At 69.3% G+C, this 26174-nt stretch carries 25 protein-coding genes; 12 read left to right on the forward strand and 13 right to left on the reverse strand.

Annotation, left to right across the window (positions count from 1 at the left end; all coding sequences use genetic code 11):
* Positions 1–135 precede the first annotated feature (135 nt).
* Entirely contained in the window at positions 136–2574 is a 2439-nt protein-coding gene (locus TSH64_RS26785) for a heavy metal translocating P-type ATPase (RefSeq protein ID WP_109449741.1), read from the forward strand.
* An 11-nt stretch (positions 2575–2585) separates the two neighbouring features.
* Entirely contained in the window at positions 2586–2972 is a 387-nt protein-coding gene (gene cueR / locus TSH64_RS26790) for a Cu(I)-responsive transcriptional regulator (protein WP_109050134.1), read from the forward strand.
* 254 nt (positions 2973–3226) lie between these two features.
* Here cueR and TSH64_RS26795 read toward each other — a convergent pair whose 3' ends face one another.
* Positions 3227–3412, reverse strand: coding sequence for a hypothetical protein (locus TSH64_RS26795; protein ID WP_109449743.1), 186 nt, complete (start codon positions 3410–3412; stop codon positions 3227–3229).
* Between the two features lie 161 nt (positions 3413–3573).
* Between TSH64_RS26795 and TSH64_RS26800 the strand changes: the two genes are divergently transcribed.
* Positions 3574–4989, forward strand: coding sequence for an MFS transporter (locus tag TSH64_RS26800; RefSeq protein ID WP_247873167.1), 1416 nt, complete (start codon positions 3574–3576; stop codon positions 4987–4989).
* A gap of 4 nt (positions 4990–4993) precedes the next feature.
* On the opposite strand, the gene TSH64_RS26805 is transcribed toward TSH64_RS26800, so the two are convergent.
* From TSH64_RS26805 to TSH64_RS26825, 4 genes are all read right to left on the reverse strand, one after another.
* Positions 4994–5575 carry a PRC-barrel domain-containing protein gene (locus TSH64_RS26805; RefSeq protein WP_109449747.1) on the reverse strand — a complete coding sequence of 194 codons (582 nt, stop codon included), beginning with the start codon at positions 5573–5575 and terminating at the stop codon, positions 4994–4996.
* Between the two features lie 221 nt (positions 5576–5796).
* Entirely contained in the window at positions 5797–6051 is a 255-nt protein-coding gene (locus TSH64_RS26815) for a DUF3072 domain-containing protein (RefSeq protein WP_109449749.1), read from the reverse strand.
* A gap of 77 nt (positions 6052–6128) precedes the next feature.
* On the reverse strand, positions 6129–6737 hold the full coding sequence (gene metW / locus TSH64_RS26820; RefSeq protein ID WP_109449751.1) for a methionine biosynthesis protein MetW: 609 nt from the start codon (positions 6735–6737) through the stop codon (positions 6129–6131).
* 20 nt (positions 6738–6757) lie between these two features.
* A complete protein-coding gene (locus TSH64_RS26825) occupies positions 6758–7984 on the reverse strand; it encodes a homoserine O-acetyltransferase (protein ID WP_109449753.1) in 1227 nt (408 codons plus the stop codon).
* Between the two features lie 177 nt (positions 7985–8161).
* Between TSH64_RS26825 and pheA the strand changes: the two genes are divergently transcribed.
* Entirely contained in the window at positions 8162–9058 is an 897-nt protein-coding gene (gene pheA, locus TSH64_RS26830) for a chorismate mutase (protein WP_098737531.1), read from the forward strand.
* 151 nt (positions 9059–9209) lie between these two features.
* Positions 9210–10301 carry a histidinol-phosphate transaminase gene (hisC, locus tag TSH64_RS26835; RefSeq protein WP_109449755.1) on the forward strand — a complete coding sequence of 364 codons (1092 nt, stop codon included), beginning with the start codon at positions 9210–9212 and terminating at the stop codon, positions 10299–10301.
* A gap of 64 nt (positions 10302–10365) precedes the next feature.
* Here hisC and TSH64_RS26840 read toward each other — a convergent pair whose 3' ends face one another.
* The 7 genes from TSH64_RS26840 to TSH64_RS26870 form a co-directional block, all read right to left on the reverse strand.
* A complete protein-coding gene (locus TSH64_RS26840) occupies positions 10366–11646 on the reverse strand; it encodes an amidohydrolase family protein (RefSeq protein ID WP_109449757.1) in 1281 nt (426 codons plus the stop codon).
* On the reverse strand, positions 11646–12569 hold the full coding sequence (locus TSH64_RS26845) for an ABC transporter permease (protein ID WP_109449759.1): 924 nt from the start codon (positions 12567–12569) through the stop codon (positions 11646–11648). Before TSH64_RS26845 ends, TSH64_RS26840 begins: the two co-directional genes overlap by 1 nt.
* A 6-nt stretch (positions 12570–12575) precedes the next feature.
* Positions 12576–13625 carry an ABC transporter permease gene (locus TSH64_RS26850; protein ID WP_109453062.1) on the reverse strand — a complete coding sequence of 350 codons (1050 nt, stop codon included), beginning with the start codon at positions 13623–13625 and terminating at the stop codon, positions 12576–12578.
* Positions 13615–15183 carry an ABC transporter ATP-binding protein gene (locus TSH64_RS26855; protein WP_109449761.1) on the reverse strand — a complete coding sequence of 523 codons (1569 nt, stop codon included), beginning with the start codon at positions 15181–15183 and terminating at the stop codon, positions 13615–13617. Before TSH64_RS26855 ends, TSH64_RS26850 begins: the two co-directional genes overlap by 11 nt.
* A 28-nt stretch (positions 15184–15211) precedes the next feature.
* Positions 15212–16207: a BMP family protein gene (locus TSH64_RS26860; RefSeq protein ID WP_109449763.1), complete on the reverse strand. Its 996-nt coding sequence runs from the start codon at positions 16205–16207 to the stop codon at positions 15212–15214.
* A 317-nt stretch (positions 16208–16524) separates the two neighbouring features.
* Positions 16525–16704: a DUF2256 domain-containing protein gene (locus TSH64_RS26865; protein WP_109449765.1), complete on the reverse strand. Its 180-nt coding sequence runs from the start codon at positions 16702–16704 to the stop codon at positions 16525–16527.
* Positions 16701–17588 carry an IclR family transcriptional regulator gene (locus tag TSH64_RS26870; protein WP_199237673.1) on the reverse strand — a complete coding sequence of 296 codons (888 nt, stop codon included), beginning with the start codon at positions 17586–17588 and terminating at the stop codon, positions 16701–16703. The genes TSH64_RS26865 and TSH64_RS26870 overlap by 4 nt, the downstream gene beginning before the upstream one ends.
* A gap of 189 nt (positions 17589–17777) precedes the next feature.
* On the opposite strand from TSH64_RS26870, the gene TSH64_RS26875 reads away from it, so the two are divergent.
* The 7 genes from TSH64_RS26875 to TSH64_RS26905 are packed head-to-tail and all read left to right on the forward strand — an operon-like array spanning position 17778 to position 24504.
* Positions 17778–18872, forward strand: a complete 1095-nt coding sequence (locus tag TSH64_RS26875; RefSeq protein ID WP_109449767.1) for an ABC transporter ATP-binding protein — start codon at positions 17778–17780, stop codon at positions 18870–18872.
* Positions 18869–19774 (forward strand): ABC transporter permease, encoded by a 906-nt coding sequence (locus tag TSH64_RS26880; protein ID WP_109449769.1) that lies wholly within the window; start codon positions 18869–18871, stop codon positions 19772–19774. Before TSH64_RS26875 ends, TSH64_RS26880 begins: the two co-directional genes overlap by 4 nt.
* Positions 19775–19781: 7 nt before the next feature.
* Positions 19782–20576, forward strand: coding sequence for an ABC transporter permease (locus TSH64_RS26885; RefSeq protein WP_109449772.1), 795 nt, complete (start codon positions 19782–19784; stop codon positions 20574–20576).
* Positions 20577–20616: 40 nt separating this feature from the next.
* On the forward strand, positions 20617–20907 hold the full coding sequence (locus TSH64_RS26890; RefSeq protein WP_109449774.1) for a (2Fe-2S)-binding protein: 291 nt from the start codon (positions 20617–20619) through the stop codon (positions 20905–20907).
* The gene (locus TSH64_RS26895; RefSeq protein WP_109449776.1) at positions 20904–22292 is read left to right on the forward strand and encodes an FAD/NAD(P)-binding oxidoreductase; all 1389 of its coding nucleotides are present in this window, start codon (positions 20904–20906) and stop codon (positions 22290–22292) included. Before TSH64_RS26890 ends, TSH64_RS26895 begins: the two co-directional genes overlap by 4 nt.
* The gene (locus TSH64_RS26900; protein ID WP_109449778.1) at positions 22292–23410 is read left to right on the forward strand and encodes an FAD-binding oxidoreductase; all 1119 of its coding nucleotides are present in this window, start codon (positions 22292–22294) and stop codon (positions 23408–23410) included. The genes TSH64_RS26895 and TSH64_RS26900 overlap by 1 nt, the downstream gene beginning before the upstream one ends.
* A 32-nt stretch (positions 23411–23442) precedes the next feature.
* Positions 23443–24504 carry an ABC transporter substrate-binding protein gene (locus tag TSH64_RS26905; protein WP_109449779.1) on the forward strand — a complete coding sequence of 354 codons (1062 nt, stop codon included), beginning with the start codon at positions 23443–23445 and terminating at the stop codon, positions 24502–24504.
* A 57-nt stretch (positions 24505–24561) separates the two neighbouring features.
* Here TSH64_RS26905 and TSH64_RS26910 read toward each other — a convergent pair whose 3' ends face one another.
* Complete coding sequence (locus TSH64_RS26910; protein ID WP_109449780.1) at positions 24562–25953, reverse strand: 3-deoxy-7-phosphoheptulonate synthase class II; 1392 nt, start codon at positions 25951–25953, stop codon at positions 24562–24564.
* Between the last annotated feature and the right edge of the window lie 221 nt (positions 25954–26174).

Here is a 26174-nt window from a genome sequence, read left to right on the forward strand (position 1 = left end):
AGCGGTCAGGAGACGAACGCCCTTTTCGGACTTTTGTTCAGGGGCCGGCCAATCTGCGGCGATCCGCCCCTTGACCTTCCAATTGCTGGAAGCCCCATATCCCGTCATGCCGAGCGGAATCGAAGGAGAACCGGCATGACCACGACCCAGCACGACAGCAGCCCTGCGACGACCGCCGATCTCGACCTCGGCGTGTCTGGCATGACCTGCGCCTCCTGCGTCCGCCGGGTGGAGAAGGCGCTGGGCCGGGTGCCGGGCGTCACCGCGGTGTCGGTCAATCTGGCGACGGAGCGGGCGCGGCTGAGCTTTGCCGGCACGCCCGACGCCAGGGCCGCGGCGGACGCCGTCGAGGCTGCCGGTTTCCATGCCGAACGGCGGGAGTTCGACCTGTCGGTCACCGGGATGACCTGCGCCTCCTGTTCCGGCCGGGTGGAAAAGGCGCTGATCCGCTTGCCCGGCGTCGACTCGGCATCGGTCAATCTGGCGACCGAGCGCGCCCATGTCGTCGCCTTCGCCGGAAGCCTCGACACCGCCGATCTGGTCGCGGCGGTGGAGAAGGCCGGCTATGGCGCCGCCCCGGTCGCGCAAGGCGGCGAGCAGGCGGAAGAGGAGCTGCGGGCCGACCGCAGCCGGCGCGAGCTGCACCATGTGCTGATCGCGGCGGCGCTGTCGCTGCCGCTGCTGGCCGGCATGGCTGGCGACCTGTTCGGGGCGGACTGGATGCTGCCCGGTCCGGTCCAACTGGTGCTGGCCAGCGTCGTGCAATTCTGGCTCGGCGCGCGTTTCTACCGCGCCGGCTGGAATGCGCTGCGGGCGGGAGCCGGCAACATGGACCTGCTGGTGGCGCTCGGCACCTCGGCGGCCTGGGGGCTCAGCCTCTATTTGATGCTGACCGCGCATCCGGGGCACGAGCCGCATCTCTATTTTGAAGCCTCTTCCGTCCTCATCACCTTCGTGCTGTTCGGCAAATGGCTGGAGGCGCGGGCCAAGGGCCAGACGGCGGCGGCGATCCGAGCCCTGATGGATTTGCGCCCGGCGACCGCCCGGCTGCGCCGCGACGGCGTCGAGACCGAGGTGCCGGTGGAGCGCGTCCGCGTCGGCGACCATGTGGTGGTCCGTCCCGGCGAGCGGGTGCCGGTCGACGGCCGGGTGATCGAGGGCAGCGGCGGTGTCGACGAATCGATGCTGACCGGCGAGAGCCTGCCGATCGACAAGGAGCCGGGTGCGCGCGTCACCGGCGGCTCGATCAACGGCGACGGCCTGCTGGTGGTGGAGACCACGGCGGTCGGCACCGAGACCATGCTCGCGCAGATCGTCCGCATGGTGGAGGGCGCCCAGGCGTCGAAGGCGCCGATCCAGCGGCTGGTCGACCGGGTCAGCGCCGTGTTCGTCCCGGCGGTGCTGGCGGTGGCGGCGCTGACGCTGGCCGGCTGGTGGATCGTCGGCGGCGATCTGGAAACCGCCATCGTCACCGCCGTCTCGGTGCTGGTCATCGCCTGCCCCTGCGCGCTGGGTCTGGCGACGCCGACCGCGATCATGGTCGGCACCGGCGTCGCCGCCCGCCACGGCATCCTCATCAAGGACGCCGAGGCGCTGGAGCGCGCCCATGCCCTGACCGCCGTCGCCTTCGACAAGACCGGCACGCTGACCGAAGGCAAGCCGCGCGTCACCGACCTGATCCCGGCAGACGGCACCGGTGGCGAAACCCTGCTGCGCCTTGCCGCCGCCCTCCAGGCCGGCAGCGAGCACCCGCTCGCCCACGCTCTGCGCGACCGCGCTGCCGCCGCCGGCATGGCGCCGGGGGCCGCAACCGATTTCCGCGCGCTGGCCGGCCGCGGCGTCAGCGGCACGGTGGCGGGGCGCCGCCTGCACCTCGGCAATGCCCGCGCGGTGGCGGAGGCCGGCTTGCAGCCGGGCGCCCTGGCCGGACCGGCCGACGCGCTGGCCGCATCCGGCCGCACCCTGTCCTGGCTGTTCGAGGTCGGCGAGGCGCCGCGCCTGCTCGGCCTCGTCGCCTTCGGCGACACGGTGAAGGACAGTGCCGTCACGGCCATCGCCTCGCTGAAGGCACAGGGGGTGGAGCCGGTGATGGTGACCGGCGACGGCCAGGGGGCCGCCCGCTCCGTCGCGGCGGCGTTGGGCATCGAGCGGGTGTTCGCAGAGGTGTTGCCCGGCGACAAGGCTGCCGTGGTCGCGACCCTGAAAGGGGAGGGCAAAACTGTCGGCATGGTCGGGGACGGCATCAACGATGCGCCGGCGCTGGCCGCCGCCGATGTCGGCATCGCCATGGCGACCGGCACCGACGTGGCGATGCACAGCGCCGGCGTCACCCTGATGCGCGGCGACCCGCGCCTGGTCGCCGGCGCCATCGACGTGTCGCGCCGGACCTATGCGAAGATCCGCCAGGGGTTGTTCTGGGCCTTCGCCTACAATGTGATCGGCATCCCGCTGGCGGCATCGGGCAACCTCAGCCCGGTGCTGGCAGGTGCGGCGATGGCGCTCAGTTCGGTCAGCGTGGTGGTGAACGCCCTGACCCTGCGCGGCTGGACGCCGCCAAAAAGCGAGGATGCGTGATGAGAGACGGCATGACCATCGGCGACGCCGCCAAGGCATCGGGCGTCAACGCCAAGCTGATCCGCTATTACGAATCCATCGGCCTGATCCCTGAGGCCGGGCGGACGGCGTCGGGTTATCGCGTCTACAGCGACCGTGACGTGAATGTGCTGCGCTTCGTCAAGCGGGCGCGGACGCTGGGCTTCGGGATCGAGCGCATCCAGAAGCTGGTCGGGCTGTGGCAGGACCGCTCGCGGTGCAGTTCCGAGGTCAAGCGGATCGCACTCCAGCACATCGACGAGCTGGAGGCGAAGATCGCCGAGTTGCAGGCGATGCGCGACACGCTGCATGAACTGGCCGACGCCTGCCACGGTGACGAGCGGCCGGACTGCCCGATCCTGAAGGATCTGGCGTCGTGAAAGAAACTCCCCACGCGCGTTGTCCCCTCTCCCCCCTGGGGAGAGGGTTAGGGTGAGGGGGATGCGCGGCAAGGATTTTCAAAGGTCGCGCAGTCCCGGTCCCCAGTATATCCACCCCATGCCTCCCCCTCACCCCGACCCTCTCCCCGGGGGGAGAAAGGGAAATCCCCATGGTGAAAGCGCGTTGCCTACCGCTTCGTCTTCGGATCATGCGTGGAGTGACGGTCGGTCGCATCAATGCGCTTGCTCATGCCTCACCGATCCTGCTGGTAGCCCTGGTGGGTGGTGTTCTGCCGGCTGTTGCCCTGCTGGCCCTGCTCCTTGGTGTTGGGCGCGGCGCGGTTGCCGGTGCCGTCGTCGGGCGAGGCGCTGGCCGCCGGCTCGCCGGGGCCTTTATCGCTGCGGCCCTCGGGCGGGACGGGCGGGATGTGCTTGGTCATGGTGGCGCTCCTATTGTTGGCTCGCGTTCTCTTCCAACAGAAGGGCGTGGGACGGGTTCCGGCCGGACAGAGACCCAGCCCTGCGCCCGGCCTCCGCAATGCTTTCATGCGAAATTGCTGCGACCGCGCAGAGTGGATCGGACTCTATGCTGATCCCCACCATGCCAGATCTTCCCGTCCAGCCTCTCGCCCCCGCCCAATCCGCACCCCGCAAGCCGCCCGTGACGGCGTCCGACGGACTGCCGATCCCGCAGCGCTATTGGGCGATGACGGCGATGACCGTCGCGCTGATCATGGCGGTGCTGGACGGCGTGGTCGCCAACATCGCCCTGCCGACCATCCAGCGCGAGTTCGCGGTCGATGCCGCCAGCGCCATCTGGGTGGTCAACGCCTATCAGCTGGCGGTCACCGTCTCGCTGTTCCCGTTCGCGTCGCTGGGCGATATCATCGGCTACCGCAAGGTCTACTGGTTCGGGCTCGCGCTCTTCACCGTGGCCTCTCTGGCCTGCGCGCTGTCGCCGAACCTGCCGGTGCTGACCGCCGCCCGCGTCGTCCAGGGCATCGGCGGCGCCGGGATCATGAGCGTCAATCTGGCGCTGGTCCGCCACATCTACCCCTCCACCCATCTCGGCCGCGGCGTCGGCTACAACGCGATGATCGTCGCGGTGTCCTCCGCGGCGGGCCCCAGCCTCGCGGCGCTGATCCTGTCGGTGGCCTCCTGGCCCTGGCTGTTCGCCGTCAATGTGCCGCTGGGGCTGGCGGCGTTGGCGGTGGCGGCGCGGGCGATGCCGGCGTCCAACCCGGCCGGTCACCGCTTCGACTGGCTGAGCGCCGCGCTGAACGCCGGCATGCTCGGCCTGCTGATCGTCGGCTTCAAGGGGGTGGATGGCAGCCAGCCTTATTGGCTTGTCGCGGCGGAACTGCTGGCGGCCCTGGCGCTCGGCGCGACGCTGGTGCGGCGCGAACTGGCGCAGGCAGCCCCCCTGCTGCCGGTGGATCTGCTGCGCCGCCCGGTCTTCGCCCTGACGGTCGTCACCTCGGTCTGTTCCTTCGCCGCGCAGAACATCGTCTTCGTCGCGATGCCCTTCTTCTTCGAGGATGTGCTGAACCGGTCGCTGACGGAATCCGGCCTGCTGATGACGCCCTGGCCGCTGGTGGTGGCGCTGGTCGCCCCGATCTCCGGCCGGCTGGCCGACCGCTACGAGCCGACGCGGCTGGCGGCGGCGGGCCTGCTGGCCTTCGCTGCCGGCCTCGCCCTGATGGCGCTGCTGCCGTCCGACCCGTCGACGCTGGATGTGGTCTGGCGGATGGCGCTGGCCGGCTTCGGCTTCGGCTTGTTCCAGACCCCGAACAACAAGGTGCTGGTCAGCAGCGCGCCGAAGGAGCGCAGCGGCGGCGCCAGCGGCATCCAGGCCACCGGCCGGCTGCTGGGCCAGACGCTGGGCGCCGCCACGGTCGGACTGGTCTTCACCGCCATCGGCAAGGCGGACGGCAGCGTCGTCGTGCTGTGGCTTGGCGCCGGGCTGTGCCTCTTCGCCTGCCTGACCGGCATCTTCCGCCGCCGCCCGGCCGCCTGACCGGTTACGGCTTGGGCTGCTGGCTTTCCGGCCGGGTCAGCGTCGGCTCGTCGCCATAGGCGAAGGTCGGCGCCTTGTCGAGGTCGGCCTGCCCGATGTCCAGCATCGGCCCGTCGGGACCGTTGGCGAGCGCGCCGGCCGGTAGCGCCACCAGCTTCTCGCCCAGCCCCAGCACCTCGTTCGGCGCCATCACGATGCGGTCGACCCGGTCGCCGCTGCTGTCCATGGTGAAGTCGAGGATGCGGCCGGCCATCTGCCCGTCGCGGGTGCGCAGCTCCGTCCCCACCATCGCCCGCGCCTGCTCGGGATTGAGCGCTGCGGAGGGCAATGCCGCCACCGGCGGCGAGGAACCCTGCGCGCCCGTCACCGATCCCGTCACCGGCGCTGCGGGGTTCTGCACCTCACGCGACGGCGCTTCGCCGCTGACCCCCGGCGGGGAGGCGATCTGCCCGGTCGCCGGTTGGTCGTCCGGCCGCGGCGCGGTCATCAGCGGCGGCGAGGCGGCGACGCCCGGCGCGGTCTGGGCAAAGGCGGTGCCGGTCAGCAGCAGCGCCGCGGCCGGAACAAGCATGAGGGGGCGGAGCATGAGGGCGACCCTTCCGTTCGGATTCAGGTATCGCCCTGGTTAACAGCGGAAGGTGGGGTTGGGTTGCCGACATGAATCCGCGCTCGTCTCCCTCTCCCCCCGGGGAGGGGGGCGGGGTGAGGGGGATGCACATGTTGGATTCTTGCTGGAGGGCCGCCGCGCGCCCCCCTCACCCTAACCCTTTCCCCGGGGGGAGAGGGGATCTTCCGCTGCCTCCCCACTCACTTCCCGCGGCCGGTCTTGTCCTGCAACGCGTCGATGCGCTTCGACGCCTCGGCCTTGGTCAGGCCGTCGTCGAAGGATTCGCCGGCCTCCTCGCTCAGCGTCTTCAGATAGGAGGCCTGGGCGCCGGTCATCGGCTCGTCGCCGGTGGTCCAGTCGTCGGGGTTCTTGTCGCGGTTGGACGTGTCTTCGCCGGTCTTCGGATTCTCGTGGCCGGCATGGTCATGGGTATCGGCGGTGTGCTTGGTCGTCATGATGCGTGCCTCTCGAAAGGGAACGCATCATGAACAAACCTGAAGGCGGAAGGTTCCCGCCCCCTGGCCCGGCCCCCTCAGCCGTTGCGCCGCAGCAGGAACACGCCCTGTTCGCCCAGCAGGTTGGCGAAGCCGGAATGGGCGTGGCTGGTCACCCGACCGGCGCGGTCGATGATCCGCGTCTGCTCGATGGTGATGCTCATCTCCTCCGTCAGCACGACGAAGTCGCGCAGCGTGCAGAAATGGATGTTGGGCGTTTCCCACCACTGGTAGCCCAGCTTTTCCGTCACCGGCATGCGGCCGGTCAGCATCAGCTGCATGCGGACGCGCCAATAGCCGAAATTCGGCACCGAGACGATGGCGCGGCGGCCGATGCGGCACAGCATCTCCAGCACGTCGCGCGGCTGCTTCATCGCCTGAAGCGTCTGGCCGAGAATGACGTAGTCGAAGGCTTCCGCCGGATAGTCCTTCAGGTCGGTCTCGGCATCGCCCTGGATCACCGACAGGCCGTGCGCCACGCACTGGCGCACGCCGTCCATGCTGAGTTCGATGCCGCGCCCGTCGACATTCTTGGTGTGGGCCAAATAATCCAGCAGGGCGCCGTCGCCGCAGCCGACGTCCAGCACGCGGCTGTTCGGCTCCACCATTTCGGCGATCAGCTTCAAATCGTCGCGAATGTCCACCATGGTCGGTTGTCTTGTCCCACTCAGCGCGCGCGGCGGCGGACGGACAGGCCGCGATGCTCGGCGCAGCCCTCCAGGAAGCCGTGGATGACCTGATGGAACTCCGGCTCGTCCAGCAGGAAGGCGTCATGGCCCTTGTCGGTCTCGATCTCGACGAAGCTGACATTCCCGGCGACGGCGTTCAGCGCATGCACGATGGCCCGCGATTCCGAGGTCGGGAACAGCCAGTCGCTGGAGAAGCTGGCAAGGCAGAAGCGCACCGGCGTGGTCTTGCCCCCCGGCCGGAAGGCGTTGGCCAGCGATCCACCCGCATCGGCGGCGAGGTCGAAGTAATCCATCGCGCGGGTGATGTAGAGGTAGGAGTTGGCGTCGAACCGCTCGACGAAGGCCGCCCCCTGGTAGCGCAGGTAGCTTTCCACCTGGAAATCGGCGTCGAAGCCGTAGGTGATCGCCTTGCGGTCCTGCAGATTGCGGCCGAACTTGCGGTGCAGGGCGGTTTCGGACAGGTAGGTGATATGCGCCGCCATGCGGGCGACGGCCAGACCGGCCTCCGGCCTGGTGCCTTCCAGCAGATAGTTGCCGCCGCGCCATTCCGGGTCGGCCATGATCGCCTGCCGCCCGACCTCGTGGAAGGCGATGTTCTGCGCGGAATGGCGGGCGGCGGTGGCGATCGGCACCGCGGCGAACACCGATTCGGGGTAGGCCACCGCCCATTGCAGCACCTGCATGCCGCCCATCGAGCCGCCGATGACGCAGAAAAGCTTCTCGATGCCGAGATGCTCGACCAGCAGCTTCTGCGCCCGCACCATGTCGCCGATGGTCACCACGGGGAAGGACAGGCCATAGGGCTGGCCGGTGGCGGGATCGAGATCTTTCGGCCCGGTGCTGCCCAGGCAGCCGCCCAGCACGTTGGAGCAGATGACGAAATAGCGGTCGGTGTCCACCGGCTTGCCGGGGCCGACCAGCATCTCCCACCAGCCGGGCTTGCCGGTGACCGGATGCCTCTCCACGACGAAATGGTCGCCGGTCAGGGCGTGGCAGATGAAGATCGCGTTGGATTTGTCGGCGTTCAGCGTGCCGTAGGTCTGGTAGGCGATCTGGAAGCCGCCGATCTCCACCCCGCTGTCCAGCCGCATCGGCCGGTCCACCGCCAGACGCACGCGCTTGCCCGGCATGACCTGATCATTGGGCTCGTGGGCGGGGGCCGGGGCGGGAGCTTTGGGGGCGGAGCTGTCGAGGGCCGCGGACATCTCGTTTCGTGCCTTGTCGGAAGCCTTGCGGCGCCTTGATGGGAACCGTCAGGGAGCTGTGGCGGAACGGGAGCGTATAGCTACGAAGCCGGCCTTCGGAGTGTCAATGTTTTCTTTGATTTCAGGGCGCATGCGGACTACTACTAACCGGCTCTGCATTCGATGGTTTTTTGACCCATGGCTTCCGCCCGGACCCCGCTCGACGATTTGCGCCGCGAAATCGACCAGATCGACGACGCGATCCATGACCTGCTGATGCGCCGCGCCGCCGTGGTGGAACGCATCGGGGCGGCCAAGGGCAATGGCGCGGCCGAAACCGGCGCCCAGCCCGTCTTCCTCCGCCCGGCGCGGGAGGCGACGATCCTGCGCCGCCTGATGGCCCGCCATGCCGGCACCTTCCCCGCCCAGGTCGTCGTCCGCATCTGGCGGGAGATGATCACCGCCTTCACCCGCATGCAGGGCCCCTTCGCCGTCGCCGTCTATGCGCCGGAGGACCGCCGCGGCTTCTGGGACGTCGCCCGCGACCATTTCGGCGGCTTCGTACCGATGACCGCCGTCAACACTCCCGCCGCAGCGCTCCGCGCCGTGTCGGAGGGGACGGCGACGGTCGCCGTGGTTCCCTATCCGGCCGAGGACGATTCGGATCCCTGGTGGCGCTTCCTGGTGTCGGCCGACGCCGGCCGGCCGCAGGTGGTGGCGCGTCTGCCCTTCGGCGGGCGCGGCAATGCCCGCGGCGAGAACCGCGACGCGCTCGCCATCGCCGCCGTCCCGCACGAGCCGACCGGCGACGACCGCACCCTGCTGAGCATCGAGATCGGCGGCGACCTAAGCCGCGGCCGCCTGAAGGATTCGCTGGAGGCCTGCGGCCTGCCGCCGGTCGGCTTCTGCACCTGGCATCCGGCCGGCCACGCCACCGGGATGAGCGGCGGCGGACCGTCGGTCCATCTGGTCGAGATCGCCGACTTCGTCGGCCAGGGCGACCCCCGCCTCGCCAAGCTGCTGGAACGCTCGGGCGACATTCCGGTGCGGGTCAACGTCGTCGGCGGCTATGCCGTGCCGCTCGCTCTGGGCTGATGTGCGCGAATGAGGCGAGCCGCCGGGGCTGCTCCTGCCTTATCCTGCCGGCCCTCCGTGGAACGTTGGAACAGGGCCGCCGGAACTGTTCCATCCTGTTCCACCCCATCCTTGAACCGCCCATCCACCAGCGTCGGAAGGTAAGCAGACCATGACCCAGCCGAACGGCCCGCAGCCGCGTCCGGGGATTCTCGACATCGCCGCCTATGTCGGCGGCGAGCATCAGGGTCATATCCGCCTCGCCTCCAACGAAGGGGCGCTGGGGCCGAGCCCGAAGGCGATGGAGGCCTATGCGGCGGCGGCCGGGACTCTGCACCGCTATCCGGACGGCGGCTCGGCGGCGCTGCGCGGCGCCATCGCCAAGCGCTTCAACCTGGATGCCGACCGCATCGTCTGCGGCGCCGGGTCGGACGAGATCATCAGCCTTCTGATCCGCTCCTATGCCGGGCCGGGCGACGAGGTGCTGTATTCGCAATACGGCTTCCTGATGTATCCGATCGGCGCCAAGTCGGTCGGCGCCACCCCGGTGATCGCACCCGAGGACGGGCTGACCGCCAGCGTCGACAATTTGCTGGCCCGCGTCACCCCGCGCACCCGTCTGGTCTTCCTCGCCAACCCGAACAACCCGACCGGCACCTATCTGCCGGCGTCGGAGGTGGCGCGGCTGCATGCCGGCCTGCCGCCGGACGTCATCCTGGTCATCGACGCGGCCTATGCCGAATACATGAACAAGGACGACTACACCGCCGGCGAGGAGCTGGTGGAGCGGTTCCCCAACGTGGTGATGACCCGCACCTTCTCGAAGATCTTCGCGCTGGGCTCGCTGCGCATCGGCTGGTGCTATGGGCCGGCCGGGATCGTTGACGTGCTGAACCGGGTGCGCGGCCCCTTCAACGTGTCGAACGCCGCCCATGTCGCCGGCGTCGCCGCGGTTGAGGATGCCGAGTTCCTCGACCGCTCCCGCCGCCACAATGAACAGTGGCGCGAGTGGTTCTCCGCCAACGTGCGGGAGCTGGGGCTGACGGTGCACCCCAGCGTGACCAACTTCGTGCTGGTCGATTTCAAGGGCCAGCCCGCCGGCAAGGACGACGCCGAGGCCGCCCGCCAGTTCCTGAAGGCCCGCGGCATCCTGGTCCGCCAGATGCCGTCCTACGGCCTGCCGAGCTGCCTGCGCGTCACCATCGGCACCGAGCAGGAGATGCACGCGGTTGCCGACGCGCTGCGGGACTTCCTGAAGGCGTAAAGGTTTTCCGAACAAAGAAAAGCCCGCCGGAACAGCTGTTCCGGCGGGCTTTTTTGTGGTGGTCTTATCCCCGGTTCAGCAGGAAATCGACCGTCTCCGGCCGCCCCGGCAGGTCGAGCCTGGCCTGCACCGGTTCGCAGCGGCTGACGATCCGGCCGCGGCGCAGCACGAACAGGCGGGCGGCGCGGGTGCGGATCGCCTCCACCGGGTTGCCGGCCTGGAGCACCACCAGATCGGCGTTGCAGCCCGGCTCCAGCCCGTAGCCGTCCAGATGCAGCAGCTCGGCCGGGTTGACCGTCACCGCGTCGAAGGCGGCCTTGATGCCGTCCTGGCCGGTCATCTGCCCCACATGCAGGCCCATCTGCGCCACCTCCAGCATGTCGCCGGAGCCCAGCGGATACCAGGGGTCCATCACGCAGTCATGCCCGAAGGCGACGGTCAGCCCTGCCGCCATCAGCTCCGGCACGCGGGTCATGCCCCGGCGCTTGGGGTAGGTGTCGTGGCGGCCCTGGAGAACGATGTTGATCAGCGGGTTGGCGATCACCCCCAGCCGCGCCTCCGCCATCAGCGGGATCAGCTTGGAAACATAGTAGTTGTCCATCGAATGCATCGAGGTCAGGTGCGACCCCGTCACCCGGCCGTGCAGCCCCAGCCGCTGCGTCTCGTAGGCCAGCGTCTCGACATGGCGGGACAGCGGGTCGTCGCTCTCGTCGCAATGCATGTCGACCAGCAGCCCGCGCTCGGCCGCGATCTCGCAGAGCAGCCGGACCGAGGCGGCGCCGTCGGCCATGGTGCGCTCGAAATGCGGGATGCCGCCGACCACGTCGACGCCCATGTCGAGCGCCCGGACCAGCAGCTCCTTCGCACCCGGCGCTCGGAGAACACCGTCCTGCGGGAAGGCGACCAGCTGAAGGTCGAGGTAGGGCGCGACGCGCTTCTTGACGTCGAGCAGGGCTTCGGTCGCCAGCAGGCGCGGATCGCAGATGTCGACATGGCTGCGGATCGCCAGCAGGCCGCGCCCGACCGCCCAGTCGCAGTAGGCGAGCGCCCGCTCGACGATGGCGTCCTGGGTCAGCTGCGGTTTCAGCTCGCCCCACAGGGCAATGCCTTCCAGCAGGGTGCCGCTTTGGTTCACCCGCGGCAGGCCGTAGCTGAGTGTGCTGTCCATATGGAAATGGGCATCGACGAAGGGCGGGCTGACCAGCCGGCCGGTGGCGTCGATCTCACCAGCTGCCTCGCCCGCCAAGTTCGCTTCGACTGCGGCGATGCGACCGTCCTTGATGCCGATGTCGATGCCGCTGCGGCCATCCGGCAGGGTGGCGCGGCGCAGGATCAGGTCGAACATCAGCGTTCTCCTTTGCGGTACGGGATCATCAGGGCGCGCGGGTAGGAGGCCCGGCGGGCCACCAGCACCAGCGCCAGGATGCTCAGCAAATAGGGCATCATCAGGAACAGCTGGTAGGGCAGGACGCCGCCGCTCGCCTGCTGCAACCGCAATTGCAGCGCGTCGAACACCGCGAACAGCAGGGCGCCGAGCAGAGCCTTGCCCGGCCGCCAGGAGGCGAAGACCACCAGCGCGATGCAGATCCAGCCGCGCCCGTTGACCATGTTGAAGAAGAAGGCGTTGAAGGCCGACAGGGTCAGGAAGGCGCCGGCCAGCGCCATCAGCGCGCTGCCCGCCACCACCGCGCCGATGCGGATGGCGGTGACGTTCAGCCCCTGCGCCTCGGCGGCTGCCGGATTCTCGCCGACCATCCGCACCGCCAGCCCGACCGGCGTGCGGTAGAGCACATAGGCGACCACCGCGACCAGCAGGAAGGCGAGGTAGGTCAGCGGCGTCTGGGCCAGGGCGCCGGGCAGGGCCAGCGGCTGGAACGGCTCGACGGTCGGCGGGGTGCTGGCCTGCGGCAGGACGAGGCGGTAGACGAAGTAGGACAGGCTGGTGCCCAGCAGGGTGACGCCGATGCCGGTCACATGCTGCGACAGGCCGAGCGGCACGGTCAGCGCCGCATGCAGCAGGCCGAGCAGCGCGCCGCAGGCCGCCGCCGCCAGCACGCCGGTCCACAGGTCTGCGCCCTGGTAGACCGCCATCCAGCCGGCCATGGCGCCCAGCGTCATGATGCCTTCGATGCCGAGATTGAGCACGCCGGCCCGCTCGCACACCAGCTCGCCCAGCGTGCCCAGCACATAGGGGGTGGCGATGCGCAGCACCGCGGTCCAGAAGGCGGCCGACAGCAGGATGTCGAGGATGGTCGACAGGAAATCCATAACCCCTTACCCCCGCCGCAGCCGGTAGCGCGCCAGCAGCCCGGCGACCAGCATGCAGAGCAGGCTGGTGGCGACCAGGACGTCGGCGATGTAGTTGGGAACCGGCATGGCCCGGCTCATGGCGTCGGCGCCGACGAAGATGCCGGCGATGAACAGCGCGGCCCCGACCACCCCGATGGGGTGCAACTGGGCCAGCATGGCGACGACGATGCCGCTGTAGCCGAAGCCCGGCGACAGGTCGAGCGTCAGGTACCCCTTCAGCCCGCAGACCTCCGCCGCGCCGGCCAGCCCGGCGAGCCCGCCCGACAGCAGGGCGGTGCGCAGCATGACCCGCGTCACCGGCATGCCGGCGAAGGCGGCGGCGCGCGGGTTGGCGCCGACCGCGCGGTTCTCGTAGCCCCAGATGGTGCGGGTGTCGATCAGCCACAGCAGCACCGACAGGCCGAGCGCGATGGCGAGCCCGGCATGCAGGCGGGTGCGCGCCACCAGCTTGGGCAGCTCCGCCGCCTCGGCGACAGGGGCCGACTGCGGCCAGCCCATGCCCATCGGGTCCTTCAGGGCGCCTTCCAGCAGCAGCGACACCAGCAGCAGGACGACGAAGTTCAGCAGCAGGGTGGTCACCACCTCGTCGACGCCGAAGCGGACCTTCAGCATGGCGGGGCCGAGCAGGGTGACGCCGCCCGCCGCCATGCCGGCGATCATCACCACGGGGATCAGCGCCCAGGCCGCCAGGTCGAGCATGCCGCCGCCGACCACCACGGCGGCCAGCGCGCCCATGTAGAGCTGGCCCTCCGCCCCGATGTTCCACAGCTTGGCGCGGAAAGCGACCGCAGCGGCCAGCCCGGTGAGGATCAGCGGGGTGGCGCGGGTCAGCGTCTCGGTCAGGGCGAAGCGGGAGCCGACGGCGCCTTCGAACAGCAGGCCGTAGGCGCGCAGCACCGGGGCCCCGGTCCAGGCGACCAGCAGGGCACAGAGCGCCAGCGCCGCCACGACGGCGCCAACCGGTGCCAGCAACCGCAGGGCGAGCGGGGTATCGGTGCGCGGTTCAAGCCGCATCGCCATGCTCCAATTGGGTCTCCGGCAGGATGTCGCGCAAAACGTCCCAATGCCCGGCCATCAGCAGGCCGAGCTGGCTGACCGACACCCGGTCATGCGGCAGCAGCGGGGTGAGGCGCCCGTGATAGGCGACGGTGACGCAGTCGGCCAGCGCCAGGATCTCGTCCAGATCCTCGGAGATCAGCAGGACGCCGGCCCCGGCGGCGCGGGCATCGAGCAACCGGCTGTGGACGTAGGACACCGCACCGATGTCGAGCCCGCGCGTCGGCTGGCTCGCCAGGATCAGGTCCGGCCCATGGGCCAGCGTGCGGCCCAGGATCAGCTTCTGCATGTTGCCGCCCGACAGCAGCTGCGTTCGGGCGTCGGGACCGGGGCAGCGCACGTCGAACTCCTCGATCACCTCGCGGGCATAGGCCCGCGCCGCGCCCCGCCGCAGCACGCCGAAGCGCGAGAAGGATGAGTCGTGGTAGCGCTCGGCGATCAGGTTCTCCCAGACCGCCATGGCGCCGACCAGACCGGCGCTGTGCCGGTCCTCCGGGATGCGTGCGACGCCGCGCCGGACCATGTCGGCCGGATCGCCATGCTCGACCACGCTGCCCTTCAGGGACAGCCTGCCGGAGTCGGGGCGGATCAGTCCGCTGACCAGCTCCGCCAGCGCCGTCTGGCCGTTGCCGGACACTCCGGCGATGCCGACCACCTGATGACGGTGCACCGTCAGATCGACCCGATCCAGCAGCGGACGACCATGGCCGGAGGCAACCGTGACGCCCGCCAGCTCCAGCACCGGCTCGCCGGGGCTGAGCGGGGCGGGGGCCGGCGGCTTGACGCTGCGGCCGACCATCAGCTCTGCCAGCTTCGCACGGTCGGTGGAGGCGGTGGCGTGGGTGGCGACCAGCTTGCCGGCGCGCAGAACGGCGACGGTGTCGCTGGCGGCGAAGACCTCGTTCATCTTGTGGCTGATGAAGACGACGGCGAGCCCGTCGGCGGTCAGCTTGCGCAGGGTCTCGAACAGCCCGGCCGATTCCTGCGGCGTCAGCACCGCGGTCGGCTCGTCCAGGATCAGGATGCGGGCGTCGCGGTAGAGCGCCTTCAGGATCTCCGCCCGCTGGCGCTCGCCGACCGACAGCTCGCCGACCGGCGCGTCCGGCCGCACCTCCAGCCCGAAGCGCTGGGACAGATCGAGCAGACGGCGGCGGGCAGCACCCCGGTCGGAGCGCCAGCGCCACAGCGATTCGGTGCCGACGGCGATGTTGTCCAGCACCGACAGATTGTCCGCCAGCGTGAAATGCTGGTGGACCATGCCGATGCCGGCCTCCAGCGCCGCGCGGGGGGAGCCCGGCGGCAGCGGGCGGCCGAACGCCTCGATGGTGCCCTCGTCGGCGACGTAATGGCCGAAGAGGATGTTCATCAGGGTGGTCTTGCCGGCGCCGTTCTCGCCCAAGAGCGCCAGCACCTCGCCGGCGCGGAGCGTCAGCGAGATGTCGTCGTTGGCGAGCAGCGGGCCGAACCGCTTGGAGATGCCGGCGAGCCGGAGGACGACCTCCGGCCCACCTTTCATAGGGGATGACATCGGGATGCGCCGGGTGTCACATCGTCGACTTCGGCTCGGCATCGTTGACCTTCACGGTGAACTTGCCGTCGCGGATCTGCTGCTCGCGCTCCTTCACCTTCGCCTTGACGGCGTCGGGGACCTTCGCCTCGAAAGTGCCGAGCGGCGCCAGGCTGGAGCCCTTGTGCGCCATCATGCTGTAGGGGCCGTAATCCTCGGCCTTGTAGCTGCCGGCCTTCACCGCGGCGATGGCGCGCTCCACCGACGGCTCCATGTGCCAGAGCGCGCTGGCGACGACGGTGTCGGGATATTGCGGCTGGGTGTCGATGACGTTGCCGATGGCGAGCACTTTGCGCTCCTTGGCGGCATCCGACACGCCGAAGCGCTCGGCGTACATCACGTCGGCGCCGCGGTCGATCATGGCGAAGGCGGCTTCCTTGGCCTTCGGCGGGTCGAACCAGGAGCCGATGAAGCTGACCGAGAACTTGACCTGCGGGTTGACCTCCTTGGCGCCTTCCATGAAGGCGTTCATCAGGCGGTTCACCTCGGGGATCGGATAGCCGCCGACCATGCCGATGACGTTCGACTTGGTCATGCCGCCGGCGACCATGCCGGAGAGATAGGCCGGCTCCTGGATGTAGTTGTCGAAGACCGAGAAGTTCGGCTCCTGCGGCTTGAAGCTGGAGCCCATGACGAAGGCGGTCTTCGGATAGTCCTTGGCGACGGCGCGGGCGGCGCGCTCCACCCCGAACACCTCGCCGAAGACCAGCTGCTGGCCGGCTTCGGCATACTGGCGCATCACGCGCTCATAATCGGTGTTGGCGACCGACTCGGCCCAGACATACTCGATGTCGCCGCGGTCGGCGGCGGCCTTCAGCGCGACATGGATGCGGCTGACCCACTGCTGCTCGATCGGCACGGTGTAGACGCCGGCGACCTTCACCTTGCTTTGCGCAAATGCCGGCAGGGAGCCGCCGGCCGTCGCCGCGAAGGCAACCGCGGCCACACCGCACAGCACCGCACGGCGCGTCATACCCCCGGCCGCCTTCCCAAAGACGTTCATCGCCCGATCCCCCATCCCCCGAACCGACATCATAAGTCCCCTTCGTCGCTGAGTATCGTTGGTCGCGTATCGTTGGCCGCCGTTACCGGCGGCAGTATGGCCGAGCCGCCAAGCTCATGAATACTCGGGAATGTGCCCGTAAATCCATGGACCCGTGCGGCCGCCATTTCGAATGCAACGGAAATGCCATCGGCCGGGAGCGCCGCCCATCTCGCAGGCAGATGCCTCCGGCTGGTCAGAATGCTGGCATGTGATTGAATAAAGGGCAAATCTTCCTGACGATCCGGTCAGGATCGCGGCGCGTCGTCCTGCCGTGCGCCCTCGCGCTTGCGGGCGTCGCCGCGGCAGCGGTCGGAGCAGTATTTCACCTCGTCCCACACCCGCTCCCATTTCTTCCGCCAAGTGAAAGGACGGTTGCAGACCGGGCAGGTCTTGGTCGGCAAATCGGCCTTCTTCACGCCCTTCATGCCGGGCCGCCGCCCAGGATCGCGGCGGGACGGCGCAGGACGGGGTCGAAGGGGTTCAACTGGCGGCTGATCGCAGCGGATTCGCGTTTCAGGATGTCGACCACCACCGGCAGCCGTTCCTCGTTCAGACGCTCGCTGATCGTGCCGACGCTGAGCGCCGCCACGGCGTAGCCGTCGCGGTCCAGCACCGGAACCGCCACGCCCGACATGCCGGGGAGCAGGCCGGTGGACCGGCTGGCATAACCGAGATCGCGCACCCGCGCGATTTCCGTGCGCAGATAGACCTCGTCGATGATGCCGACGCCCTGCATGCGCGGCAGGTTGAAGCGGATGACCTCCTCCCGCTCCTCCGCATGCAGGAACGCCATGATGGCGAGGCTGCCCTGACCGACGCCCAGCGTCACCCGGCCGCCGATGTCGCCGGTGAAGGAGCGGATGGGGAAGGGCCCCTCGCTGCGGTCCAGGCACACCGCATCGAAGCCGCTGCGCACCAGCAGGAAGATGGTGTCGCGCAGGGTCGCCGACAGGCGCAGCAGGATCGGCCGGCAGATGTCGCGCAGGTTGTTCGGGTTGCCGGCCTGCGCCGCCAGCCCGAACAGGTCGATGCCCAGCCGGTAGCGCTTGGTCGCCTTGTCCGCCTCCGCCATCCCCTCTTCCACCAGGATCTTCAGCAGGCGGTGGACGGTCGGCGGGGTGAGGTCGAGCGCGCGGGAGATGTCGGTCAGCCGCGCCCCCGCCTCGTTGGAGGAGGCCAGCAGGCGCAGGATCGCCAGCCCGCGTTGCAGGCTGGACTTGCTGCCCGCCTCGTCGCTGCCGGCAGTTTCGGCGCCGGCGCTCTCGACACCCGCACTCCCTTTTGCCCTGCGGCGGAGGTCGGCGGTCATGTTTGGCTCCGTTCTGAAAATCGGTGATGTTGGCCGCCCCATCTATTCCGTATATCGGAAGCTTTTGCAAAATCTTTTCTGTTGGTGGAAAAAGCGGATTGACGCGACAGGGGGTGCGGCGGAACCATTCAGGCAACAGGTGAGGCCCGGAGACCGAGGCCAATTGTCGCAAGAGGGAGAATTCCCCCCGTGTCGTTCCTCGAATTGAAAAACATCACCAAGCGTTACGGCCCGCTGACCGCGGTCGGCGACGTGTCGCTGTCGGTGGAGAAGGGCGAATTCGTCTCGCTGCTCGGGCCTTCGGGCTGCGGCAAGACCACGACCCTTCAGATGATCGCCGGTTTCGTCGAACCGTCGGCCGGCACCATCCGGCTGGACGGGCGCGACATCACGCGGGCCAAGGCGAACAGCCGCGGGCTGGGCATCGTGTTCCAGAGCTACGCGCTGTTCCCGCACATGACCGTGTTCGACAATGTCAGCTTCGGCCTGGAGATGCAGCGCGTGCCCAAGGGCGAGCGCAAGCCGCGGGTGGAAGAGGCGCTGTCGCTGGTCCACCTCTCCCCCTACGCCAAGCGTTACCCGCGCGAGCTGTCGGGCGGCCAGCGGCAGCGCGTGGCGCTGGCCCGCGCGCTCGTCATCCGTCCGCCGGTCCTGCTGCTGGACGAGCCGCTGTCGAACCTGGACGCCAAGCTGCGCGAGGCGATGCAGTTCGAACTGCGCGAGATCCAGCGCAAGGTCGGCACCACCACGGTCATGGTCACCCACGACCAGGCGGAAGCCTTCTCGATCAGCGACCGCGTCGTGGTGATGGAGGCCGGGCGCATCACCCAGATCGACCAGCCCTACCGCATCTACGAGCATCCGGAGACGGAATTCATCTCCCGTTTCGTCGGCAAAACCAACCTGTTGCCGGGCAAGGTCGTCACCGCGACCGGCGCCGGCGCCACGGTGTCGCTGGCCGGCATCGCCGTGCCGGTGGAAACCCCCGGCCTGTCGGTGGGCGAGACGGTGACGCTGTGCATCCGTCCGGAAAAGCTGCATCTGGCAGCACCGGCGGGCGGGCTGCTGACCGGCCGCGTCGCCGACCGTTTCTTCCTGGGCAGCCAGTGGCTCTATCACATCGACGGGCCGCTCGGCACGCTGATGGTGGTGACGCCGAACGATGGCTCCACCCCGGCGGAGCAGGGCGCCCCGGTCGGGCTGGAATGGTCGCCGTCGGTCGTCCGCGTCCATCGCGGCGCCATGGCGGAGGCGCCGGATGTTGCCCTTGAGGTGACGGGATGAGCGCAACCCTTCCCGATGCCGCCCCGGCCTCGCCGGGTGAGGAGACGCCGGAACGCCGGTTCCCGACCGCCCCGCTGTTCCTGTCGGGCCCGGCGGCGCTGCTGTTCGCAGCACTGGTGCTGACCCCGCTGTTCCTGACGGCGCTGCTGTCCTTCAACCAGTTCGACTATGCGACCGGGCGCACCGGCGGCTTCACGCTGGAGCATTATCTGGCGGTGGTGACCGACGAGTATTACCTGGAAATCTTCCTGCGCACCTTCCGGATCTCGGCGCTGGCGACCGCCATCTGCGTGGTGATCGGCGTGCCGGAAGCCTACATCCTCAGCCGGATGAGCAATCCCTGGCGCTCCATCTTCCTGCTGGTGATCCTGGCGCCGCTGCTGGTGTCGGTCGTCGTCCGCGCCTTCGGCTGGAGCATGCTGCTGGGGCCGGAGGGGCCGGTCAACGGGGCGCTGATCGCGCTCGGCATCGGCCGGATGAAGCTGCTCTACAGCGAGGGCACGGTGGTGGTGGCCCTGGTCCACGTCATGCTGCCCTTCATGGTCATCCCGGTCTGGACCTCCTTGCAGAAACTGGACCCGGCGGTGGAGCAGGCGGCGCTGTCCTTCGGCGCCTCGCGCGCCACGGCCATTGTCCGCGTGGTGGCGCCGCAGGTCCTGCCTGGCATCCTGTCTGGAAGCCTGATCGTCTTCGGCCTCAGCGCCAGCGCCTTCGCCATCCCAGGGTTGCTCGGCGGACGGCGGCTGAAGATGGTCGCGACCGTGGTCTACGACCAGTATCTCAGCGACCTCAACTGGCCGATGGGGGCGGCGGTCGCCGTCATCCTGCTCGCCGCCAACCTGATCATCATGCTGACCTACCACCGCATGGTGGAAGGCCACTACCGCCGCCGGCTGGGGTGAGGACGCCATGACCCGCAACGGACCCGCCGCCCTGTTCTTTCACACTCTCGTCGTCATCTTCATGCTGGCGCCGCTGGTGATCGTCTGCCTCGTCGCCTTCACGCCGGAAAACACCCTGTCGCTGCCGACCAGGGGCTTTTCGCTGCGCTGGTTCGAGGCGGTGTTCCACCATCCGGACTTCGTCCAGTCTTTCTGGAACAGCCTGTGGCTCGCCGTGCTGTCGGCGACGCTGGCGGTGGCGCTGGCGGTGCCGGCCTCGCTCGCCATCACGCGCTGGGAGTTCCCCGGCCGCGGCTTCCTCAATGCGCTGTTCCTGTCGCCGCTGATCATCCCGCATCTGGTGCTGGGCGTCGCCATGCTGCGGCTGTTCGCCGTCGTCGGCGCCGCGGGCAGCTTCGGCTGGCTGGTGGCGGCGCATATGGTGATCGTCACCCCCTATGTGATGCGCCTGCTGATCGCCGCCATCTCCGGCTTCGACCGTAGCGTGGAACAGGCCGCCTTCTCGCTCGGCGCCAGCGAGGCCACCGTGTTCCGCCGCGTCACTCTGCCGATGATCCTGCCCGGCGTCACCGGCGGCTGGCTGATCGCCTTCATCAACAGCTTCGACGAGCTGACCATGTCCATCTTCATCACCTCGCCGTCCACGGTGACGCTGCCGGTGCGGATGTACATGTACGCCACCGAATCCATCGACCCGATGATGGCGGCGGTTTCGGCGCTGATCATCGGCATCACCGCGGTCGCCGTGCTTCTGCTCGACCGTGTCTATGGGTTGGACCGCATCCTGGTCGGCCAGCACTGAGCGTCCGCTCCGGCCGTCCTCTCCTCGGAGACCAGTCATCATGGCTTTGCTGCAGCGTGTGGCCGAACAGGGCCGGCGCGTGGTCCGCTTCACCCTCGACGGGCGTCCGGTGGAGGCGCTCGAGGGCGACACCATCCTGACGGCCATGCTCACCAACGGCGACCGGCTGCGCCGGACGGAATTCGCCGACACCCCGCGCGCCGGCTTCTGCATGATGGGCGCCTGCCAGGATTGCTGGGTGCGGACGGAGGAGGGCGAGCGGCTGCGCGCCTGCGGCACCTTCATCGCCGACGGCATGCGCCTCGTGAGCGGCGGGGAGTGGACGCAGTGAGCGAATCTCTTCTCCCTCCCGTCATCGTCGGCGCCGGCCCGGCCGGCATCCGCGCGGCGGAACGGCTGGTCGCCGCCGGCCTGCGCCCGGTGGTGGTCGACGAGGCGGCGCGCTGGGGCGGCCAGATCTACCGCCAGCCTCCGGATGGCGGCTTCACCCGGCCGAAAAGCGCGCTGTATGGGTTCGAGGCCGGTAAGGCCGACGCGGTTCACCGTGCCATGGCGGCGATCCGCGACCGGGTCGACTACCGTCCACGCACGCTGGTGTGGAACTGCGAGGCAGGCGCGCTCGACCTGCTGAGCGATGGGGCGAGCGAGACTCTGCCCTTCAGCCATCTGATCCTGGCGACGGGCGCCACCGACCGCGTGCTGCCCTTCCCCGGCTGGACCCTGCCCGGCGTCTTCACGCTCGGCGGGTCGCAGGTCGCGCTGAAGTTCCAGGGCTGCGCCGTCGGCCGGCGGGTGGCCTTCCTCGGCACCGGGCCGCTGCTCTATCTGGTCGCTTACCAGTATCTGAAGGCAGGCGTCGAGGTGGCGGGGGTGTTCGACACCACGCCCTTCGCCGCCCAGGCCCGCGCCACCGCCGGCATGCTGCGCGACCCGGCGACGCTGGCGAAGGGGCTGCTGTTCGTCGGCTGGCTGCGCGCCCACGGCGTGCCGATCCACAACGGCGTCCGTCCGGTGCGTGCCGAGGGTGCGGAGCGGGTCGATGCGCTGGTCTGGCGCGATGCCCGTGGGCAGGAACGGCGCACCTCCTGCGACGCCGTCGCCTTCGGGCTTGGTCTGCGGTCGGAAACCCAGCTGGCCGACCTCGCCGGCTGCCGCTTCCGCTTCGACGAGGCCGACCGGGCCTGGCTGCCGGAGCGGGACGGGGCAGGGCGCAGCTCGGTTGCTGGCGTCTATCTGGCCGGCGATGGCAGCGGCATTGCCGGTGCCGACGCGGCGGAACTGGCGGGCGAGCGCGCGGCGCTGGCCCTGCTGGAGGATCGCGGGCTGCCGGTCGAAGCCGCAAGGGTCAAGGAGCTGGACGGCCGGCTCGCCCGCATCGCCGCCTTCCGCCGCAGCCTGTCGGCCGCCTTCCCCTTCCCGGCGGACTGGGCCGACGCGATTGCCGACGACACGATGATCTGCCGCTGCGAAGGCATTACCGCCGGTGCGGTGCGCGAGGTCGCCCGCAGCGGACAGGCCCGCGAGATGAACCGCGCCAAGGCGCTGACCCGTGCCGGCATGGGCCGCTGCCAGGGCCGCATGTGCAGCGCCACCACGGTGGAGCTGCTGTCCCGCACGCTCGGCACCGGGCCGGATGGGGTGGGGCGCCTGCGGGCGCAGCCGCCGATCAAGCCGCTGCCGGTCTCCGCCGGTGCCGAGCGGCGGGAGGTCGCGTGATGCGGGAACGGATCGAGTGCGATGTCGCCATCGTCGGCGGTGGGATCGTCGGCGGGTCGGCGGCGCTGTTCCTGCGGCAGGCCGGCCTGTCGGTGACGCTGCTGGAACGCGACTGGTGCGGCGCCAAGGCCAGCGGCGTCAATTTCGGCGGCGTGCGCCGGCAGGGCCGCCCACTGGAGCAACTGCCGCTGTCCCAGCGCGCCCACGCCATCTGGGGCCGCCTACCGGAGCTGCTGGGCACCGACGCCGAATATATCCGCTCCGGCCATCTGAAGCTGGCGCGCAGCGAACCCGATCTTGCCTCCCTGATCGACTACCGCGAGCGCAGCCAGGGTTTCGGTCTCGGGCTGGAGATCGTCACGGGCGAGGAGTTCCGCCGCCGTTGGCCGGCGCTGGGCGACCGGGCCATCGGCGGCTCGCTCTGTCCGGAGGACGGTCACGCCAACCCGCGCCTCGTCTCCCCCGCCTTCGCCCGTGCCGCTGCCAGGCTGGGTGCGGTGGTGCGCGAACAGACGCCGGTCGACCGGGTCGAGAAGGACGGCGACCGCTTCGTCCTGCTCAGCGGCGACGTTCTGGAGGTGCGCGCCCGCTTCCTGCTGAACACCGCCGGAGCCTGGTCCCGGCGGGTGGCGGAAGCCTTCGGCGAGCCGGTGCCGCTGGAATCGCTCCATCCCAACATGGCGGTGACGGAGCCGCTGCCCCGTTTCCTCGACGTCAACATCGGGGTGGAGGGCGGCGGCGTCTATGGCCGGCAGGTGCCGCGCGGCAACATGGTGGTCGGCGGCGGGCGCGGCTTCGCGCTGGATGCCGACCGCGCCCGGCCGCAGCGCGACGCCGTGCTGACCCTGATGCGCGACGCGGCGGAGCTGTTCCCGCAGCTGCGCCACGCCCACGTCATCCGCTGCTGGACCGGGGTGGAGGGTTACACGCCCGACCGCAACCCGATCGTCGGCCCCAGCCGCACCACGCCCGGCCTGTTCCACGCCTTCGGCTTCTCCGGCGCCGGTTTCCAGATCGGCCCCGGCGTCGGCCAGACGCTGGCCGAACTGGTCACGACCGGCGGGACGCCGATGCCGCTGGAGCCCTTCCGCATCGACCGCTTCACACCGACCGCTTAAGATCCCATCCCTTGGCCCCTTGGAGGACGTGCATGCCCACCTTGCGTTCCCTGTCGCTCACCGGTCTCGCCACGGTTGCCATCACGGCCGCCGCCGCCCTCTCCACCCCCGCCGCCGCCCAGACCAAGACGGTCTACATCGGCATGAACGGCGGCACGATGGAGAAGACCTACACCGAGCATGTCTTCCCCGCCTTCGAGAAGGCGACCGGCATCAAGGTGGTGGTCGTTCCCGGCACCTCGTCCGACATCCTGGCCAAGCTGCAGGCCCAGAAGGACAATCCGCAGATGCACGTCGTCTTCCTGGACGACGGGCTGATGTACCGCGCCATCGGCATGGGCCTGTGCCAGAAGATGGACAGCTCGCCGGTGCTGAACGACGTCTACCAGTCCGCGCGCCTGAAGGGCGACATGGCGGTCGGCGTCAACATGGGCATGACCGGTCTCGCCTATAACAAGGCGATGTTCGACGAGAAGGGCTGGGCGCCGCCGACCAGCTGGATGGATCTGGCTGATCCCAAGTACAAGGGCAAGATCGTCGTCCAGTCGGCCGCCAGCAGCTCCTTCGGCCTGCACGCCTTCCTGATGTACAACCGCATCAAGGGCGGCACCGAGGGCAATGTCGATCCGGGCTTCACCACCTGGCGCAAGACCATCGGCCCGAACGTGCTGGAATACATCCCCAGCTCGGCCAAGATCGCCGAGATGGTGCAGACCAACGAGGCGGCCATCTTCCCGCTGACCCCGACCGGCGTCGGCAGCCTGAAGGCCAAGGGCATTCCGGTGGAATACGCCCAGCCCAAGGAAGGCTCGGTCGTCCTTATGGTCGGCGAGTGCGTCGTCGCCAAGAACCCGGACAACGAGGCCGCGCAGAAGCTGGCCGCCTACCTGCTCGGGCCGGAGGCGCAGCTCGCCGCCCTGCAGTACGGCGCGCAGATCCCGTCCAACACCAAGGTCACCGCGCCGGCCGACGTCGCCGACGAGATGAACAAGTTCCAGGGCTACATGAAGAACGCCGTCACGGTGGACTGGGACGTCATCAACGAGAAGCGCCCGGATTGGAACCAGCGCTGGAACAAGGAAATCGAACGGTAATCGGGACATGAAAAAAGGGGGCGGAAACGCCCCCTTTTCTTTTTGCCGAAACGATGCTTACTCAGCCGCCACCGCGGCGCGGCGCCGGGCCTCGCGGGACTGGCGGCCTTCCTTCAGCTTCTCCGACAGCAGGAACGCCAGTTCCAGCGACTGGCTGGCGTTCAGGCGCGGATCGCAGGCGGTGTGGTAGCGCAGGGCCAGATTGTGATCGGTGATCGCCTGGGCGCCGCCCGTGCACTCCGTCACGTCCTGGCCGGTCAGCTCGAAATGCACGCCGCCGGCATGGGTGCCCTCGGCCTGATGCACCTCGAAGAAGCCTCTGGCCTCGGCCAGAACCCGCTCGACGGGGCGGGTCTTGTAGCCGGTGGTCGACTTGATCGTGTTGCCGTGCATCGGGTCGCAGGACCACACCACCGTGCGGCCTTCGCGCTGGACCTTGCGCAGCAGCGGCGGGAACTTCTCCGCCACCTTGTCGGAGCCCATGCGCACGATCAGCGTCAGGCGCCCGGCCTCGTTGGTCGGGTTCAGGATGTCGATCAGGCGGATCAACTCGTCCGGGTCGGTGGTCGGGCCGCACTTCAGGCCGATGGGGTTCTTCACCCCGCGCAGGAACTCGACATGGGCGCCGTCGGGCTGGCGGGTGCGGTCGCCGATCCACAGCATGTGGGCCGACACGTCGTACCAGTCGCCGGTGGTGCTGTCGACGCGGGTCAGCGCCTGCTCGAACGGCAGCAGCAGCGCCTCATGGCTGGTGAAGAAGTCGGTCTCGCGGATCTGCGGGGTGGTCTCCGCGGTGATGCCGCACGCGGCCATGAAGGCCAGCGTCTCGTCGAGCCGGGTGGCCAGCTCCTGGAAATGCTCGCCGGCCGGCGACTTCTCGACGAAGCTCAGCGTCCACTGATGGACCTTGTGCAGGTCGGCATAGCCGCCCTGGGCGAAGGCGCGCAGCAGGTTCAGCGTCGCGGCGGCCTGGGTGTAGGCCTGCATCATGCGCTCCGGATCGGGAACGCGGGCGTCGCTGGTGAAGTCGAAGCCGTTGACGATGTCGCCGCGGTAGGACGGCAGGTCCACCCCGTCGATGGTCTCCATGTCGGCCGAGCGCGGCTTGGCGAACTGGCCGGCCATGCGGCCCACCTTGATGACCGGGATCGAGGCGCCGAAGGTCAGCACCACGGCCATCTGCAGCAGGACGCGGAAGGTGTCGCGGATGTTGTTGGGGTGGAACTCGGCGAAGCTCTCGGCGCAATCGCCGCCCTGCAGCAGGAAGGCCTGGCCGGCGGCGGCCTCGGCCAGCTTGGCCTTCAGACGGCGGGCCTCGCCGGCAAAGACGAGCGGCGGATAGGAGGACAGGCGCTGTTCGACCGCCTCGACCTTGGACAGGTCGGGATAAGTCGGCAACTGCTTCGCCGGTTTCGTCCTCCAACTGGCGGGTGTCCAACGCTCGACCATGACGCGCCTGCTCTTCCTTGACGATTGCGGAACGGGGGCCGGGCGGGCGGCGAACGACCGGCGGCTGAACCCGTGGGAGGTACTCTATAGCGCGACTCGAGGAAACTTTTCCATAGTTTCGGCTCCCTTGCCGGCAATGCTGTGCCGCGGGCATAGGCCGCCTGCCACCGGGGGTGATTTCAGATGAAAGGAAATTCGCGTCGGACCCTCGTGCTCCTGCC

The organism is Azospirillum sp. TSH64 (assembly GCF_003116035.1).
Taxonomy (GTDB): Bacteria; Pseudomonadota; Alphaproteobacteria; order Azospirillales; family Azospirillaceae; genus Azospirillum.

Coding starts and splice junctions, on each gene's coding strand:
- TSH64_RS26815 (WP_109449749.1), bottom strand. CDS start 6,051: ATGACGACCAAGCACACCGCCGATACCCATGACCATGCCGGCCACGAG.
- TSH64_RS26855 (WP_109449761.1), bottom strand. CDS start 15,183: ATGAAAGGTGGGCCGGAGGTCGTCCTCCGGCTCGCCGGCATCTCCAAG.
- TSH64_RS26795 (WP_109449743.1), bottom strand. CDS start 3,412: ATGACCAAGCACATCCCGCCCGTCCCGCCCGAGGGCCGCAGCGATAAA.
- pheA (WP_098737531.1), top strand. CDS start 8,162: ATGGCTTCCGCCCGGACCCCGCTCGACGATTTGCGCCGCGAAATCGAC.
- TSH64_RS26845 (WP_109449759.1), bottom strand. CDS start 12,569: ATGGATTTCCTGTCGACCATCCTCGACATCCTGCTGTCGGCCGCCTTC.
- TSH64_RS26870 (WP_199237673.1), bottom strand. CDS start 17,588: ATGACCGCCGACCTCCGCCGCAGGGCAAAAGGGAGTGCGGGTGTCGAG.
- TSH64_RS26910 (WP_109449780.1), bottom strand. CDS start 25,953: ATGGTCGAGCGTTGGACACCCGCCAGTTGGAGGACGAAACCGGCGAAG.
- TSH64_RS26860 (WP_109449763.1), bottom strand. CDS start 16,207: ATGACGCGCCGTGCGGTGCTGTGCGGTGTGGCCGCGGTTGCCTTCGCG.
- TSH64_RS26805 (WP_109449747.1), bottom strand. CDS start 5,575: ATGCTCCGCCCCCTCATGCTTGTTCCGGCCGCGGCGCTGCTGCTGACC.
- TSH64_RS26840 (WP_109449757.1), bottom strand. CDS start 11,646: ATGTTCGACCTGATCCTGCGCCGCGCCACCCTGCCGGATGGCCGCAGC.
- TSH64_RS26885 (WP_109449772.1), top strand. CDS start 19,782: ATGACCCGCAACGGACCCGCCGCCCTGTTCTTTCACACTCTCGTCGTC.
- TSH64_RS26785 (WP_109449741.1), top strand. CDS start 136: ATGACCACGACCCAGCACGACAGCAGCCCTGCGACGACCGCCGATCTC.
- TSH64_RS26900 (WP_109449778.1), top strand. CDS start 22,292: ATGCGGGAACGGATCGAGTGCGATGTCGCCATCGTCGGCGGTGGGATC.
- TSH64_RS26825 (WP_109449753.1), bottom strand. CDS start 7,984: ATGTCCGCGGCCCTCGACAGCTCCGCCCCCAAAGCTCCCGCCCCGGCC.
- TSH64_RS26890 (WP_109449774.1), top strand. CDS start 20,617: ATGGCTTTGCTGCAGCGTGTGGCCGAACAGGGCCGGCGCGTGGTCCGC.
- metW (WP_109449751.1), bottom strand. CDS start 6,737: ATGGTGGACATTCGCGACGATTTGAAGCTGATCGCCGAAATGGTGGAG.
- TSH64_RS26850 (WP_109453062.1), bottom strand. CDS start 13,625: ATGCGGCTTGAACCGCGCACCGATACCCCGCTCGCCCTGCGGTTGCTG.
- TSH64_RS26905 (WP_109449779.1), top strand. CDS start 23,443: ATGCCCACCTTGCGTTCCCTGTCGCTCACCGGTCTCGCCACGGTTGCC.
- TSH64_RS26880 (WP_109449769.1), top strand. CDS start 18,869: ATGAGCGCAACCCTTCCCGATGCCGCCCCGGCCTCGCCGGGTGAGGAG.
- TSH64_RS26865 (WP_109449765.1), bottom strand. CDS start 16,704: ATGAAGGGCGTGAAGAAGGCCGATTTGCCGACCAAGACCTGCCCGGTC.
- cueR (WP_109050134.1), top strand. CDS start 2,586: ATGACCATCGGCGACGCCGCCAAGGCATCGGGCGTCAACGCCAAGCTG.
- TSH64_RS26800 (WP_247873167.1), top strand. CDS start 3,574: ATGCCAGATCTTCCCGTCCAGCCTCTCGCCCCCGCCCAATCCGCACCC.
- hisC (WP_109449755.1), top strand. CDS start 9,210: ATGACCCAGCCGAACGGCCCGCAGCCGCGTCCGGGGATTCTCGACATC.